The sequence below is a fragment of the Ligilactobacillus cholophilus genome (assembly GCF_030389495.1).
GTDB lineage: Bacteria > Bacillota > Bacilli > Lactobacillales > Lactobacillaceae > Ligilactobacillus > Ligilactobacillus cholophilus.
The window spans coordinates 1514252-1529646 of record NZ_CP127832.1 but is presented as its reverse complement, the minus strand read 5'-3'; the positions used below and the strand labels follow the sequence as shown (position 1 = coordinate 1529646).

Genomic DNA, 15395 nt, shown 5'->3' with positions numbered 1-15395 from the left:
GTTGATTAAAAAGATATTTAAAAATTATGGACATTATATTTATTTATACATTTTTTCATGTTTTGCATTATTACTATGCTCACACTTTTCTCCGTTATATAAATATAATTTTTCTGAAGATCCTTCGATTTATCTAACAATTGGACGAGGCATTATGCATGGACTAATTCCTTATAAAGATTTATTGGATATCAAAGGTCCTATAATTTTCTTTTTATATGCAATTTTTTCTCCAATTAAAATTGGAACAAATTATTTTGGAATTTTTATTTTAGAAACTATTGCTTTATGGATCAGTGTTACATTTATTTATAAAACTATTTTATTAGTTTCAAAATCTAAAAATTGGTCTTTAATTCTCACATTAATTTATCCCTTTATTTTATTAAATTATGATTCATTTATGAATGGTGGAGAAGCAGAAGAATTTATCCTTTCATTTATTTTTATTTTAATTTATTTAACTTTTAAGATTATCAATAATAATTATAAAGCAACAAAAAAACAATATTTATTTTTAGGATTTTCTGTAGGATTTGTTTTTTGGATTAAATACACATGTTTAGGTGCCTGGCTTGCATTTTATCTATGCAATTTTTTCATTTTAATAAAACAAAAAGATTATATAGAAATTAAAAAAATGATTTATTATAGTCTTTTAGGATTTATGTTCCCTACTGCTTTTGTTTTTGGTTATTTTCTTATTAATCATGCATTTAACGATCTCGTTTGGGGATATTTTGGATGGAACTACTTATATGGCGGATTATCTAATGAAACTTTTCTAAAACATTTATTTTTTATTATTTCTCATAGTTTAGTACCATTTTTAAGACAAAATATAATTATATGGCTTTTAGTGATTTTAATTCCATATATACTCATTTTCAGTTCAAGTCTAGTAAAACAAACTAACGCAAAATTAGTTCTTTTATCTATGATTTTCTGCAATATGGCTGTTGAAACTATTGCTGGAATAATGTATTCTTATTATCAATTACTTGCTATTCCTTTTGTAGTGCTTTCTTTATCTTGGCTTGCAATAAAATTAAAAGATTATAGAATAAAAACTAGTTTTTTAATTCCAATTGTATCATTTTTTACTTTTTTAGGAATTATAACAGAAAATCCTAGTATTTTTAATTCTAATTTATTTGGTTATACTCCATATCAAGTAAGATTTGCTAATTTAATGAAAAAAAATCCAAAAAATGTTTCTGTCTTAGATTTTAATGAGTTAGATAGTGGTTGGTACAACTATTTAGGCATTATGCCTCCAACTAAATATTTTAATAAAATGAATATGCACCATGATGGTGAATATAGGCCTTTTATTAATGCACAATTAAATATTATAAAAAAAAGAAAAGTTAAATATGTAATTTGTATTGATTCAAATTATAAAAATGCAAATAAATGGAATAAGGTTGTTTATAAAAACTATAGATTAATTGATGAACAAAAAATTAATGACCAATATATTAATAAATATTTACTTTTAGAAAGAAAATAAAAAGACGAGACAAAATGTCTCGTCTTTTTATTATACTTTCCTATGCATTTTCATTCATATCTTCTGAAAATAAGACTTCTTCAGTTGTATCTACATAACTAGCTGAAACTGGTTTAGCGTAAATTGCTTCGCCGTTCTTATTTGCAAAAATTCCTAATTCTGCAATTTGATTCATTGCTTCTTTAATTACATCAACATCTAATTCATCTTTCACATATTTTAATTGTAAATGATGTGTTGTGTTCTTTGTTGCTGAGCGAAATCCTAAATCTAATTTTTTCATATTCTAATTCCTCCAATTATTTTATAACTAACTTACCTTTTATCTCTGCTTATGCTTCTGTTTTGATTGTTTCAGCACGACTTACAACCACTTGCATCACTGGTTCGCCAGTAAGATTACCGATAACTTCTGCAAATTGTGAGATTTGATCATCCGTTGCTTGTTCATTCAATCCATTAAATGAGCGTTTACGTTCATCCCCATTTGCCATTTCTTGTACTACACTAATTGATGTTTTCTTCCATTCTACTGTCATTTTTAAATTCCTCCATTTTAAGATTTGCAAAGTCTGCTAGTTAATTTAATTGAACGTCTTCATTTATTAACTACATCACTTTCAAAATCTTGTTTTCTTTTGAATTTCTATTTTGTAAGCTTACATAATATATAAACGAAATTAGTGTTTAATGTGTAAACCTAAATTATGATTTATTTTCAAAAATTCGTAATAACTTATTTCGAAGGCGTTTGCGATGCTGATAAATCGTTGTTCGTGAGACATTTAATTGCCGTGCAATTTCAGTAACATTCTTTCCTGCAAGATATTGTTTAATAATTAACCACTCATTGTGATTACACGCTTCACGGATTTCTTCAATAAGTTCTTTCTCTTCAATCAATTCCTGTAAATCTAACTTATCTAGAGTAAATTCAAACTCACTATCATTATCATCTGGATTGCATTGATGATCTTGGTGATACTTATTTTGACGTAAACGATCTAATAGTCCTCAATAAATCTTTGAAAAATAAAAATTAAAATTATTGGTATCGCAATGCTGATTTTTTTGATACGCTTCTATATATAACAATCGTGCTTCTGATATAAAATCATCATATTGCGGATGGCTACGCGTAATATGTAATTTTTTCAATACAGCGTAAATCACAACCTCATTGTCTAATAGTTCTGCAAAGCCTGCTTGGGCATTTTCTTTAGTTATTTTTTCCATTCAAATCATCTTTCTGAAATCATTTCAACTTGGCCAAGATGATATTTAAAGCATAAAAAATAAATTTAATTTATAAAATGGGCAAAAATTGCGTATTTATATATAGAGGGGTAATTCCTATGTTCAATCCCTTGATACTATCACTTTCCTTTATAGGTCAAGTGATGGAAAATACTAAATATTTTTTATAAAGGAGTGTTTTTTATGCTTATAGATGAGCAAAAAGATGCAATTTTGGTCCATCATTCACTAATCGATTTCAAAAAGGTGGTTTATGTTGAACCTTGTCAATCTAATGATCCTAACAAAAATACTTTAATTGTTATGGATAACGGTCAGCATTACATATCTGACTTGAAAATGAATAAATTTCTACATGATTACTTCAGTAACCATACACTGCCACCTGTACTTATTCATTCAATCAAATGGATGTTATATGAAAATTCAACAGTTCAAATGCCTGTAATTGGTAAAAATACACTGATTTGTTTCATGCAAGGGAATTCGCATCATTCAAATTCACCAATTTTATTTCTTAACCAAATTAAAGAAATCCATATGTTGGATGATTCAACTGCATTAGCTGTTACACATAATGAGCTAAAGTTAAAATTTAATACTAATCCTTATGTTCTGATAAGAAATGCCCAAAAAGCATGGTCAACTTATCATACTTTAAATAAATTGATAAAAGATTTACAAACTAAATATCTTACACTCGAAATTCCTTCACATAAATGTAAGCACCTTAAAGAAGACGCACGTTCATGGATTAAGAGTTTTATCCACACAATTTTACATTTTACTTTTCTCAATCAAGGATATTCTCAAATTGAAATTTCCCGGGAAATTAAATTTTTAGGTAAGATTTTCAAACGTAATAACAGCAAAGGACATATGTAGATAAAAAAATAAGCTTTCAAATTACTAATAATGTAATTGAAAGCTTATTTTTTATACTGTCTCTAATTGTCTTTTCTTCATAAAGAAACCGATAATAATTGTAATTACTGGAACTAGCAATGGGAAGAATGCATATGGAATATATTTCATTGCATCAATTTGTAATGCTCCGGCAATAAAGGTTCCACTAACGCCCCATGGAACAATCGCATTAACAGCTGCTCCAGCATCATTCAATGTTCGTGTTAAATATTGATGTGGAAGATTTTGCTTTAAGTATGAAGTTTCAAATGCTTGCCCAGGTAAGATAATTGAGAGATATTGCTCTCCTACTAAAAAATTAACTCCAATACAACTTAAAGCAGTTAAACAAATCAAACTTCCTGGTCGATTAACGGTTGCGGATAAATGATTGATAATTGTTCCGATAATATCAAATTTAATGAGCAGGCCTCCAAGAGCTAATGCCAGAATAATCAATGCTGCAGATGAAAGCATACTTGAAATGCCACCTTTTGAAAATAACGTATCAAGCATTTTATTATGTGTATGTGTTACATAACCATTCATAATGTAATCTGCAATTGTGGCTAAGGAAGTATGTGGATTGTGAATAAAACCAACTAAAACACCTAATGCAGACCCTGCAATTAGTGAAGGTACTGCTGGAACTTTCATCCATGCTAATACCAATAATAAAATGATTGGTAAAATTGCCCAGAATGAAATCCAAAAGTGTTGTTGAATTTGTGTCATCATTTTAGCTACAGCGGTTAACTGAACATTTTTAGTACCTAACCCACATACAAAGTACATAAATAATACAATTAAAAATGCAGGCATATCAGTAAATAAAAGTGATTTAATATGATCATATAGATCAATTCCACCAATTCCAGCAGCTAAATTAGTTGTTCCAGATAATGGGGATACATTAGCCCCAAAGAATGCTCCAGAAACGATTGCTCCAACTGTTAATGCAGGATTGATATGCAAAACTGTTCCAATTCCCATAAACGCAATTCCAATCGTTGAAATTGTTGTAAAGGAACTACCACAGATAATCGCTACTAGCGAACAAACAATAAAAATTGTTGGTAAGAAAAATTGGGCTGAAATCAAATTAAATCCAAAATACATAATCGTAGGAATGGTTCCAGAGTAAATCCAACATGCAATCAAAGCACCAATCATGAGAAAAATCATTAATGGGGTAATTCCAGGTTTGATGCCCTCTTCAATTCCTTCCATGACATCATCCCATGAAAAGCCTCTAAATTTACCATAGAACATTAATAATGTTAACACTACTAAAATTGGAACTTGAGGAGAAATTTGTTGTGCAATAATCAAATATCCTAGTACACAAAAAAGAATGACTAAGATTGTAATTGCTTCAAAAAGACTAATTTGGGGTTTGTCTTGTTGTTTATTATTGCTACTCATAAATTCTCCACCTTACTTTTAATTAGTTTTACTTTTTGAAACATATCTTATCACATAAAATGAAAAAATTATAGATATAAAATAAAAGAGTGATTAGTATCACTCTTTTATTTCGGAAATATCTTTAAATACTTTTTCCCATTTTTTTACTATTGAATTTAACTCATACCTATATATATTTTTTCTTGCATTTTGAGAAAAAACAGTTAATTTTTCAGGATCACACATTAGTTCAGACATTTTTTTTGCAAATTCATCTATATCAAACCTATCTACCAAAAATCCATTAACATTGTCTTCAACTATTTCGTTAGGACCTGTAATATCATAACTAATACAAGGAAGCCCATACATCTGGGCTTCAGTTAAAACTAAGCCAAAGCCTTCATATCTTGATGAAAGAACAAAAAAAGATGCTTTTTTATATTCATCTTCTATGTTGTTACTATATCCTCTTAATTTTATATTTTTTAAATCTAACTCTGATATCAAATTTAACAACTCATCTTTACGAGTTCCTTTGCCAAAAATTTCTAATTTCCAATCAGGAAATAAATTTTCAAGTTTGCTCCAACTCTTAATTAATAGATCAAAGCCCTTCTCTTCTTCAAGTCTTCCCACTGCAATAATTTTCTTATTATCCAAATCTGTTATTCCATTTTCGTTTATTGTAACAGGATTATATATGTATGTTGCAGGTACTAATTTTTTTACATTCTTTTGATAATTAATTAAATCATTTTTGCTTAACGTTACCAAGTAATCTGAATACCTAGCAGCTAAATATTGTGATATTTTACCTAATTTATCTGTTGGTCGATAATAATTAAATTGTTCCCATGAGATAATTTTGCAATGATTGATATACTTTATCCAATGTGCGTAAATGTATAATCTTACATCTACTACAATTAAAATATCAATTTGACTTATTTTTACAATTTTATGTAAAGCTCTTAAATTATGAAATTTTTTCATAATTCCATGTTTTTGTTCATTATAAATAGAATAAAGAGAAATATTCTTATTTGTTTGATAAGTTGGATTTAATCCATCTGTAAAGCTAATAATACTAATTTTATATCCACGATTACTCAATTCGTTCGCTAAAACAGATGTTACTCTTTCAGTACCTCCACCATTATTATAATTAGCAATTAAAAATCCTATTTTCATTTAAATATCAAACTTTCTTTCCTTAATTGTTCTATTAATTAAATATCTAATTGGTAAATAAAGTTTACCAATATGTTTCTTAGTCATTGCAGGAGTTAAAAAAATAATACTGCAAAAATATCTTAATCTTTTAAGATATGGTGATTTATTATAATTAAATAAATTGCTTACATCAAGTTTACTTTTTATAATTTGATATCCATTTGTCCCAATTATAAATTTATTATACTGCGATCTACAATTAATAAATTGGTTGAAATGTTTTCTTTTTTGAAAATGAAAGTATCCTTTTTCTATTGAATAAATTTTATTCTTATTTTTATAAAAATAAATTGTTTTTCCGTTTTCCCACAACCAAACTGAATCTTTAGATGCATATTTTTTTTCAGTGATTAATAAATCCAAATGCGTCCAACGAATTTCAGCTAATAAATTAGGATTTGAATATGTTGAAAAATTATTTTGATCATAAATTAAATTTATTCCACAACGTTCATCAAAACACATTATTTCTTGTGTAGTTACAACATTATTTTCAAAAGATTCTTCTTTTCCTTTAATTTTATAAGGTAATCTGTATCTTTGATTTACTTTTATACAATTACGAAATAATGTAAAATGACCCAATGTACCAATTCTATCGTAATTTTCACTTAATGGTTTACTAATATATTTTCTCAAATCTCCATAAATTACATCAATATCAGAATATCCCCAATAATCAAATTCTTTCAAGTACTCTTGGAATAATTCTCCATACATAGGTTTATAATCACATAATTTATACGGAGAACATATACGAATATTTTTATTTTTTAATATTTTTTGAACTTTGTTTTCAATAAATTTCAAATTAATCTTTTTTATTTTCACATTCTTTGGAACTTTATATTGTTTTATATATTTTTTTTGCCAGTTTGTAAATAGAATCCATGTAATTGTTGAATTATAGCTACAACTTTTTAAAAATACTGGAAATTCCCTGGGAATCTCTTTACTAAAATATGGAATAATAATGGCAACTGATTTCATTAAAAAATTCCTTTCTTAATAAAAACTACTTAGCAAGGTATTTCTTTAATATTACTAATGTATATTTAAAGTATTCATTATTTTTAAATAGTAAATAAAATCCAATTAATGATAATGTAACCGCAACTAGTCCCTTAACTAAAATATTTACTAATAATATATTTATGTTAAAAATCGATACAATTTTATACATAGCAAACATAAAAGCTATACATGTAGTCATATAAATTACAAAATTTGTGAATACAGTTAATAATTTTTCATTTTGATGCATTCCATATTTAAAAATAATATATGGCTCATACCAGTTTACTAAAATATTACTTGTTATATTTCCCAAAACAACACCTGCTATCCCCATATTAAAAACTATTAAGTAAATTAAAGAGCTTACAATATTTACAATTGCTTCGACAATAGCACGTTTCCCATCTTTTACATACAGACCATATGCTGCAATAAATGTTGAAAATGCTTTTCTAAAAGAATTCAATATAAGATTAATTCCCAACATAAATGCAATTATAAAACTTAGTTGATATTTACTTCCTACCCATAGAGAAATAAAAGGATTAATAACTGAAATATAACCAACTGAACAAATAAATGTACATAAAAATGAAATGAAAAAAATTTTTTCGAAAATATCATATTGATATTTCTTATCTTCTATTTCTACTATTAAATTACCTACACTAGATGTAATCGAATAAAATGCCTGCCCAATTACAATTACTAAGCTATTTATTATTACGTTATAGTTTGAAAATACACCTGAAAGATAAAGACTACAGAAATATGTTATTAATACACTGTTTGTTCCATTTACTGCAATATCTCCAAGTTTTGAGCCTAATGTTCCTAAAGTATTATGAAGTATCTCTTTCAAATCATTAGAAGGTAATTTGTGTTTAAATAAATTTTTTCCTTTTAAATAAGGATATAATTTATTTACTTTGTTTGAAATTACAATATTAGAAACAACTGTACAAACAATTTGAATTACACAAAATCCCAAAAAACTTTTGAAAACAATCAATATAATAATTTGAATAACTGTTTGTAATATTTTGAAGAGTAATTCATTGTTTAAATTAATATAATTCAATTGATCAGCATTTAATATCGTACGTTTATATGTTAAAAAATAACTTACAACAGTATTTGCTAAAAATAAAATGTAATATAAATACACACCTTTTACATTGCTATGTGTTAATAAAGGAATTAATGGAATAAATAAACTTCCGATTACTCCAATAATGATTCCAATCGTAGTATATGCTGTTCGAAAGAAATTCATTATTTGAATAATTTTTTGTTCATTTCCACTTGATAGTGGTTTATATAAAGAAAAAGTTACAGCCGTTCCAATGCCTAATTCTGTAAAAGATAATACCTGTAATATATTTGAGTATAATCCTCTTAAACCTAGATATGTAGCTCCAAGAGTTCTTATGAATACTGCTTGCAACACAAATCCTAATAACATATTTAAAATTTGTGTACCTACTCCAATAAATGAATTTATCATGGAGTTGTCTAGTCTACTTTTTCCCATTATATCCTCCAATTATTTTTGAATTATATTAAAATAATCTTTAATATAATTCTCTGTATAAAACTTTTCAACAGATTTTGCAATTTCTTCCTGTGAGCCAAATTTCAAATTTCCACTATAAAAATCATTTAACAATTTAACCGCTTCACTTGTATTTCCTAGTTGATACAATTTTCCATTTAAAGAAGTAACTATATCTTTAGGACCACTAGAACAATTAGACGAAATTACTGGAATACCATGAGCAATAGCTTCTAAAATTGCCATTGGAAAACCTTCATATTTTGATGTAAAAAGAAGTAAATCTGTTTTTTTTATTGAATTCCACACGTTCTTTTGCCATCCATGCCAATTAATTTTAGAATTAATTCCCAACATTTTTGCTAAATTTTTTAACTTATTTACTTCTTCTTTCGTACCATCACCATAAATATCAAGTTGAAAATCAAACTCTAATTGACCTAAAATTTCAAACATTTCTGCTAAATTTTTTTGCTTTTTGTATTGCACTCTTCCAACATAAATGAAACGTCTAGTATTTTCATTCCCTAATGGAATTAATTTAGTAGGCTTATCAATTGGATTATAAATTAAATGAATTTTTTCAGGATTAATCTTCATTTCTTTTAATTCATCACATATTCCAGATGAAATTGCTAAAAACGAATCACATTTTTTTAATAAGAAATTTGCTTTTGTAAATTTTAAGGAGAAATGATTCCATGATATTACTTGCATATTTTTCACAAATTTTTTTGCCATTAAGATTGGTAAAATTTGTAAATTATTCATTGTAATCACTTTATTGGGTTTTTCTGCTTTTATATATTTAAAAGTATCGAGAAACATTGCTAGTGGATTTTTATGATTATGTAATATTATTTCAACATTATCATTATTAATTCCGTCTAGCCATGATTCATCTTCACTTCCACCAGGCAAAAATAATTTCATTTTAATTGAATCAGGTGTATTTTGTAATACCTTTTTTATTACAGTCTCCATTCCCCCTTTACCGGTTAAAAATGGATAAGTTAATATTATTTTCATTAATTTCTCCTTATAAAATTTTCCTTGCAATATCCTGAACAGCTTTAAATATTCCAGCTTCAAACTGATTTGTTAAATGTTGACGTAACATTATTCTCAGCTTATCATGTAAAGTTGCTGTTTTCCAAGATGTTTCTCCTATATGAATTGCTACTGAATGAAAAGATGGTTGTAATAATATTTCTGAGTTATATGCACATGTATTATTAATCACTTGCGTTTGATCTTTATTACTAAATGAATAGTTTTCCAATAATAGTGGCGTTAATAACTCAGAATTTGGTTGCATTCCCTCAGAATTAAACTTTAATGTATCATAATAATTTAAACATGATTGAATAAATTTATGATGTGCTTCAGCTGCAATAAATGAAGTTTGAAAAATTACATTTTCATCTTGAATACTAAAAACTAAATCATAATCTTTTAAAACTTCATCAGGATTTTTAATTAATATCATATCTAAATCCATATAAATGCCACCATATTTTTCAAGCACATATAATCGAATATAATCAGAAGCAAATGCATAAGCATGATGTTTTAATGCATCATCTAAAAATTGATTACGTATTTCTCCAATGTTAGATTCATTCCATTCAATTATTTCATATTCTGGAGCATTATTTCGCCATGAGTTTAAAACTCTTTGATGTAATTTACTTTTTTCTTTATTACCTAACCATATATAGTGTATTTTCTTTGGAATCATTCTAATACCCCCACCATGATGTCATAAAATGATATGGGACTATGCAAGTCCATAAAGGTTTTAAAGTGTTAATGATGACAAAATATAAAATCATAAATGAAATTAATAAAATCTTCACTATATTTTTTAATTCTGTGCTTTTTAATTGATTTAATCCATTTGGAAATAAAAACATAATTGCACAAGTAAAATAAGTTGATAACCGAGTAAATTGACTAAATTTGTATGATAATATCATAACAAGACATCCACAAAACAGCATCCATAAAGATAGGTTTATTATTTGATTATTTAGTATATTTTGATTTTTATATAAATATACTGCTAATAATAATAATAAAATAAATGTGATTAAATTAATTGTAATAGATAAATAACCTGTGGTCCCATTATTAGCAATTTGTCCATCATAATTATCATAGGAACTAATTATTGAACCCACTAAATTTGAAAATTGTGTAAAATATATAAATATTGGCATAACAATTATTGAAAATGAAAAACATTTAAGAAAATTAAACTTCAATTTTGAAATCCAATACAATGGAAAAAAAATAACTGCAGAGATATGAAATAACATTGCTATTATAATTGTTATTAAGTATTTAACAAAATTATTCTTTATTATATATTTAATTGAAAATATACAAATTGCCCATGCGATATATTGTCGAATTTGTGACATTGAACCAGACATAAATCCCATGGTTACAAATATGATAAGTGCTAAAGATGAATCTTCACAGTATTTATATAATATATATCCTAAAAGAATCACAATAATCGTAGCAGAAACAATTAAAAGCCAACGTGGATTTTTTGAAAAAAAATATATAATTTTATTTAAAACAACATATCCATATTCAAATCTATTCTTTGAAAATAAAATTGAAAAAAAATTATTTCCATATGTTGAAAGTGAAGTATTAGCAAGTGCAGAAAATGATCCGACATATGTTAGTGTATCATTTCCAATGAAATACGATCTAAATGCAATTAGAATCCAAATAAAAAACAAACATAATGTCAGATATATTTTTTTATATTGTTTTTGTAAAGGTGATGCCCCCAATATAAAAGCAATCAGCCATAAATATATTGCCATCTTTTATCTCTCCATTCAATTATTTTTTATCTTAGATAATTCCAACAATTTAATAATGCATTTATTCTTTTTATGTCGTTCTTCTTAATTGCATTCTTTAAGTCTGTCTGTTTTTTAGTTAATAACTTATTTTCTGATTCCCTTTGAAAATATTTTTGATATAAATTAATACTTAAAACTATTACTGCATCATTTATCTTGCTTGATAACCCTTTTAATCTGCAATAATTCATAGCCATCTGATTTAAAAATAATCGTTCCGTTTCTATGTTGATTAAATTTCTTTTGGATAACTCTTTAATAATTAAATCAGTAACCAGATATGTATCAATTGTTTTTTCCTTACCTTTAAACGTATGTGAAATACCTTCAAAATTAACTTGATACGCATAAACTAACTTATTACTAATAAATTTTTTAGTTGTTTCTGGATAGAGTAATAAACTTATAATTGTATCTTCAAACCACAAAGAATCAGGGAATTTAATATCTTTAAATAATTCTGCTTTATAAATTTTTCCCCAAGGATATCCCATCATATCTGTTGATGTATGGACTTTGCCTTCATATGCATGAACCATATCACGATTTTTCTTTATCTTGCCATTATCATAATAGAATGAGAAAGCTGCACCTTCTACAATATCTGCATCATTTTCGATTCCCAAATCTAATAGGTCTTGCATCGCAGTATTGGATGGAATATAGTCATCTGAATCTAGGAAAAATATATACTTTCCAGTAATATTTTGAAGTGCTGTGTTTCTAGCTCCAGAAAAGCCTTGATTTGATTGCGTAATAATTCTTATATTATCTTTATTTTGGTATTTTTCTAAAATTTTGGCTGTATTATCAGTTGATCCATCATTTACAATAACTGTTTCAATCTTATAGGTTGTTTTTTGATCAATAACAGAATCAATACATTTTTCAATTGAGTTTTCACAATTATATGCAGGAATAACAATCATTAAATCAAAAACCTTATTGATTTTATTATTAGCTTTGATTGAACTATTTTGTTCTATATCTAAATTACTGACAATTTTAGTTGCTTCAGCTACTGATAAATCAATTTCATGTCCAAACCGTTGCATCCAAAAGTATTTAACTTTATAAAAATATCCTAAACACATTTTGGCAAAATCTCTTATGTCCCTATTAATCATCTGATTTGCTCCTTAAACCATACAATTTTTTCCATTGAGTAATTACTTTTTTACGATTAAATGCACTCTGTTCAAATTCTTGATCAATATTTTGGTCTCTTAATTTATTTTTCTTTTGAGTTATCTCAATCCATTTGTTTTGTGAAAATTTATCAATTGGAAGAAAAAATACATTACCTAATCTAATTTCATGCGTAATTTTATTGCTTGCAATTACTGGAAGGCCATTGGCTTGTGCTTCTAACGATACGGTTGGTAAGCCTTCATAAAGAGAAGGTAACCAAAAAATATCCATTGCAGAATAATGATCAGCAACTTTGTTGGTTACACCGATTAAATGCACATTTCTTATTTTATTTTCCTTGATATAATTTTCTATCTTGCTTTTTAAATTTCCATTTCCAATCAGCATCAAATGATAATTTGTATTTTGATTAACCATTTTCTCGAATGTTTGAATTAAAAACTTATGATTTTTTTGAAGATCAAACCTACCAACATGGCCAATTAATATATCACAATCCGTTAACCCTAATGACATTCGAATTTGTTTTCTTTTTTCATCTGAAAATTTATATTTGTCTTTATCAATCCAAGTTGGAATATACTCAAATGGATGTTTTCCAAATAACTTTTCCCCTGCTTCAGGCGAAACAGCAACCAGTTTGTCTGAATCCTTGACTATATTCATTGAAAAAATTCGATTTCGAATTCTTTTAATTCTTTTCTCTGAAAATTCAGTCGCATGACTTTGAGTTATAACTTTAACATTGTGCTTATGTGCAATATCTAAAACACATCCCCATGGCGAAATGGCATGATAATGAATATACTGATAATCATTTTCACTTAAAATTTCGTCAGTATATGAACGCATTGTCTTAAAAGATAAATTATCTTTTATTAAATAGACTTTTCCACCAAGTTGTTGAATTTCTTTTCTATATGATTCTTTTCCCTCACTTGCTGTTAAAAAGTCAAATTGAATTTGATTTCGATCTAAATTTCGGTATATATTCATAATTACCGACATTCTGCCATCTTCTCTTGAAATACTTCCAGGTAATTGTAAAACTCTAATCATCATTTCCTCATTCTTTTCTTACAAAATAATTTTTCACATAATTAATTTGTAATTTGATTGCTTCTTTTAAATTCTTACATTCATGTAGGTATACATTAAAAGTCCAAAAGAAGGACTTTAATTTATTACTTGAAATACCATTAATAAGTGCTGAATACGTGGCTAAAGTATCTCCTGTATTGAATGCACAATAACCCTTTTTAGCAATTTCTAACCAAAAAATATAATCTTCGTGGTGTTTATTCTTAAATCTAGTTTCTCCAATTAATTGAATATTAATTAAACAAGTTAATAGTCCAATTGGATTTCCATTTGCAAGCATAGCTTGATAATCATATTTTCCTGAATTTCTGCTTACAACATAATTCTTTTTTTGGCTAATATACCGATAATTGGAAAATACCCACTGAACTTTATTTTTGATAATATAGTTCATTTGATTTTCTAATTTATCTGTATCCCATTTATCATCTGCATCAATAAAAGCAATATACCTACCAGTAGCATTTTCTATGCCACGATTTCTCGAAAAGCTAACTCCCATATTCCGCTTATTAATTAATAAATTAATTCTAGGATCATTAATCATAAACTGATTAATTAATTTCACCGAATAATCGGTTGAACCATCATCAATAATAATTAATTCGATATCAGAATACGTTTGATTCAATACAGACTTAATAGATTCTTTTAAAGATTTTTCAGAATTGAATACAGGTAAAATAACAGATATTTTTTCCATTACCGTGCTCCATCTCCAGTTAATACTACTCGAATCGTATCCCAAATAATTTGGAGATCTTCTTTCATACTTAGATGATCAATATAATATTTGTCTAATTCATACTTTTCTTCTGGTGAAATATCATAACCACCATGTACTTGAGCATATCCACTTAATCCAGGTAATACACGTAAACGTTGTTCAAAGTCTTTGATTTCCTTACTGAATTTTTCAGTTAACTCTGGACGTTCTGGACGTGGACCAATCATACTCATATCACCCTTGATAACATTCCATAATTGTGGAAGTTCATCAATACGAGTTTTACGAATAAATTTACCAACTTTAGTTACACGTGCATCATTTTTTGAGGCCCAGACAGCGCCACTTTGCTTTTCTGCATCATTGTACATTGAACGGAGTTTAGTAACGTTAAACCGTTTACCCATATATCCCACGCGTTCTTGAGTATAGAACATCTTTCCTGGAGTTTCTAACTTAACTAATATTCCAAATAATAGAACAACTGGTGTTGTTGCGACCATTAATCCACTTGCACTTACCACATCAAAAAATCGTTTCACTGGTAAGTAATCATTTTTAACAGGTTCTTTTAGTTTAGTTTCATAAGTATATTTTGGTTCAACTGGAGTAACTCGTTTCTGTTTTTTTAACATT

Annotated in this window: 17 protein-coding genes; 2 read left to right on the top strand and 15 right to left on the bottom strand. The window is 26.9% G+C overall.

The window, feature by feature from the left end:
• Position 1 precedes the first annotated feature (1 nt).
• Positions 2–1513 (top strand): hypothetical protein, encoded by a 1512-nt coding sequence (locus QPK35_RS07800; protein ID WP_290033387.1) that lies wholly within the window; start codon positions 2–4, stop codon positions 1511–1513.
• 40 nt (positions 1514–1553) lie between these two features.
• On the opposite strand, the gene QPK35_RS07795 is transcribed toward QPK35_RS07800, so the two are convergent.
• The 4 genes from QPK35_RS07795 to QPK35_RS07780 all read right to left on the bottom strand — a co-directional run bounded on the left by QPK35_RS07795 (position 1554) and on the right by QPK35_RS07780 (position 2749).
• Positions 1554–1796: a DUF2922 domain-containing protein gene (locus QPK35_RS07795; RefSeq protein ID WP_290033386.1), complete on the bottom strand. Its 243-nt coding sequence runs from the start codon at positions 1794–1796 to the stop codon at positions 1554–1556.
• Positions 1797–1845: 49 nt separating this feature from the next.
• Positions 1846–2052: a DUF1659 domain-containing protein gene (locus QPK35_RS07790; RefSeq protein ID WP_290033385.1), complete on the bottom strand. Its 207-nt coding sequence runs from the start codon at positions 2050–2052 to the stop codon at positions 1846–1848.
• Positions 2053–2218: 166 nt separating this feature from the next.
• Positions 2219–2416, bottom strand: a complete 198-nt coding sequence (locus QPK35_RS07785) for a helix-turn-helix domain-containing protein (RefSeq protein WP_290033384.1) — start codon at positions 2414–2416, stop codon at positions 2219–2221.
• 111 nt (positions 2417–2527) lie between these two features.
• A complete protein-coding gene (locus QPK35_RS07780; RefSeq protein WP_290033383.1) occupies positions 2528–2749 on the bottom strand; it encodes a hypothetical protein in 222 nt (73 codons plus the stop codon).
• A 204-nt stretch (positions 2750–2953) separates the two neighbouring features.
• Between QPK35_RS07780 and QPK35_RS07775 the strand changes: the two genes are divergently transcribed.
• Positions 2954–3655, top strand: a complete 702-nt coding sequence (locus tag QPK35_RS07775; protein WP_290033382.1) for a hypothetical protein — start codon at positions 2954–2956, stop codon at positions 3653–3655.
• Positions 3656–3706: 51 nt separating this feature from the next.
• Here QPK35_RS07775 and nhaC read toward each other — a convergent pair whose 3' ends face one another.
• The 11 genes from nhaC to QPK35_RS07720 form a co-directional block, all read right to left on the bottom strand.
• A complete protein-coding gene (gene nhaC / locus QPK35_RS07770; protein WP_290033381.1) occupies positions 3707–5101 on the bottom strand; it encodes a Na+/H+ antiporter NhaC in 1395 nt (464 codons plus the stop codon).
• A gap of 99 nt (positions 5102–5200) precedes the next feature.
• Positions 5201–6277 (bottom strand): glycosyltransferase family 4 protein, encoded by a 1077-nt coding sequence (locus QPK35_RS07765; RefSeq protein ID WP_290033380.1) that lies wholly within the window; start codon positions 6275–6277, stop codon positions 5201–5203.
• The gene (locus QPK35_RS07760) at positions 6278–7309 is read right to left on the bottom strand and encodes a DUF6625 family protein (RefSeq protein WP_290033379.1); all 1032 of its coding nucleotides are present in this window, start codon (positions 7307–7309) and stop codon (positions 6278–6280) included.
• 25 nt (positions 7310–7334) lie between these two features.
• Positions 7335–8870 (bottom strand): lipopolysaccharide biosynthesis protein, encoded by a 1536-nt coding sequence (locus QPK35_RS07755; RefSeq protein WP_290033378.1) that lies wholly within the window; start codon positions 8868–8870, stop codon positions 7335–7337.
• A 12-nt stretch (positions 8871–8882) separates the two neighbouring features.
• Entirely contained in the window at positions 8883–9920 is a 1038-nt protein-coding gene (locus QPK35_RS07750) for a glycosyltransferase (RefSeq protein ID WP_290033377.1), read from the bottom strand.
• 10 nt (positions 9921–9930) lie between these two features.
• Entirely contained in the window at positions 9931–10632 is a 702-nt protein-coding gene (locus tag QPK35_RS07745) for a glycosyltransferase family 32 protein (protein WP_290033376.1), read from the bottom strand.
• Between the two features lies 1 nt (position 10633).
• The gene (locus tag QPK35_RS07740; RefSeq protein WP_290033375.1) at positions 10634–11737 is read right to left on the bottom strand and encodes an EpsG family protein; all 1104 of its coding nucleotides are present in this window, start codon (positions 11735–11737) and stop codon (positions 10634–10636) included.
• A gap of 26 nt (positions 11738–11763) precedes the next feature.
• Positions 11764–12906 (bottom strand): glycosyltransferase family 2 protein, encoded by a 1143-nt coding sequence (locus QPK35_RS07735; RefSeq protein WP_290033374.1) that lies wholly within the window; start codon positions 12904–12906, stop codon positions 11764–11766.
• Positions 12899–13990: a glycosyltransferase gene (locus QPK35_RS07730; protein WP_290033373.1), complete on the bottom strand. Its 1092-nt coding sequence runs from the start codon at positions 13988–13990 to the stop codon at positions 12899–12901. The genes QPK35_RS07735 and QPK35_RS07730 overlap by 8 nt, the downstream gene beginning before the upstream one ends.
• 7 nt (positions 13991–13997) lie before the next feature.
• Positions 13998–14735: a glycosyltransferase family 2 protein gene (locus QPK35_RS07725; protein ID WP_290033372.1), complete on the bottom strand. Its 738-nt coding sequence runs from the start codon at positions 14733–14735 to the stop codon at positions 13998–14000.
• Positions 14735–15394 carry a sugar transferase gene (locus QPK35_RS07720; protein ID WP_435302722.1) on the bottom strand — a complete coding sequence of 220 codons (660 nt, stop codon included), beginning with the start codon at positions 15392–15394 and terminating at the stop codon, positions 14735–14737. Before QPK35_RS07720 ends, QPK35_RS07725 begins: the two co-directional genes overlap by 1 nt.
• Between the last annotated feature and the right edge of the window lies 1 nt (position 15395).

Coding starts and splice junctions, on each gene's coding strand:
- QPK35_RS07790 (WP_290033385.1), bottom strand. CDS start 2,052: ATGACAGTAGAATGGAAGAAAACATCAATTAGTGTAGTACAAGAAATG.
- QPK35_RS07780 (WP_290033383.1), bottom strand. CDS start 2,749: ATGGAAAAAATAACTAAAGAAAATGCCCAAGCAGGCTTTGCAGAACTA.
- QPK35_RS07760 (WP_290033379.1), bottom strand. CDS start 7,309: ATGAAATCAGTTGCCATTATTATTCCATATTTTAGTAAAGAGATTCCC.
- QPK35_RS07725 (WP_290033372.1), bottom strand. CDS start 14,735: ATGGAAAAAATATCTGTTATTTTACCTGTATTCAATTCTGAAAAATCT.
- QPK35_RS07765 (WP_290033380.1), bottom strand. CDS start 6,277: ATGAAAATAGGATTTTTAATTGCTAATTATAATAATGGTGGAGGTACT.
- QPK35_RS07750 (WP_290033377.1), bottom strand. CDS start 9,920: ATGAAAATAATATTAACTTATCCATTTTTAACCGGTAAAGGGGGAATG.
- nhaC (WP_290033381.1), bottom strand. CDS start 5,101: ATGAGTAGCAATAATAAACAACAAGACAAACCCCAAATTAGTCTTTTT.
- QPK35_RS07720 (WP_435302722.1), bottom strand. CDS start 15,394: ATGTTAAAAAAACAGAAACGAGTTACTCCAGTTGAACCAAAATATACT.
- QPK35_RS07795 (WP_290033386.1), bottom strand. CDS start 1,796: ATGAAAAAATTAGATTTAGGATTTCGCTCAGCAACAAAGAACACAACA.
- QPK35_RS07735 (WP_290033374.1), bottom strand. CDS start 12,906: ATGATTAATAGGGACATAAGAGATTTTGCCAAAATGTGTTTAGGATAT.
- QPK35_RS07730 (WP_290033373.1), bottom strand. CDS start 13,990: ATGATTAGAGTTTTACAATTACCTGGAAGTATTTCAAGAGAAGATGGC.
- QPK35_RS07755 (WP_290033378.1), bottom strand. CDS start 8,870: ATGGGAAAAAGTAGACTAGACAACTCCATGATAAATTCATTTATTGGA.
- QPK35_RS07745 (WP_290033376.1), bottom strand. CDS start 10,632: ATGATTCCAAAGAAAATACACTATATATGGTTAGGTAATAAAGAAAAA.
- QPK35_RS07775 (WP_290033382.1), top strand. CDS start 2,954: ATGCTTATAGATGAGCAAAAAGATGCAATTTTGGTCCATCATTCACTA.
- QPK35_RS07740 (WP_290033375.1), bottom strand. CDS start 11,737: ATGGCAATATATTTATGGCTGATTGCTTTTATATTGGGGGCATCACCT.